This window comes from Mesorhizobium sp. M1A.T.Ca.IN.004.03.1.1, assembly GCF_003997555.1.
In the GTDB taxonomy this organism is placed as follows: Bacteria; Pseudomonadota; Alphaproteobacteria; order Rhizobiales; family Rhizobiaceae; genus Mesorhizobium.
The window spans coordinates 1-245 of the sequence record NZ_RZTV01000880.1; the positions used below are offsets into that span (position 1 = coordinate 1).

The window sequence follows — 245 nt, forward strand, 5'->3', positions numbered from 1 at the left end:
CTTCCGTCGGCTGGCGGGCGGCCGCATCGAGCAGTATCGCGGCGCATCGAACGCCGTGCCGATGGAAATTCTCGGCAAGGAAGGAGCCGCTCTTTCCGAGGCTGAAGCCTTGGCCGCGCGAAAAGCCTTTCGCGACAGACGCTTCGATCTGCTGGACGGGCCGGGGGCGCGCATTCAGATCATCCTGCTTGCCGATGGGCAATCAATGCTGACGATCGTGCTGCATCCGATCGTCTCAGACGACC

General features: G+C 63.3%; 1 protein-coding gene. It reads left to right on the plus strand.

Going from position 1 to position 245, the window contains the following annotated elements:
- The coding region (locus EOD29_RS34205; RefSeq protein WP_164764062.1) for a hypothetical protein at positions 1–245 on the plus strand (245 nt) is incomplete at both ends.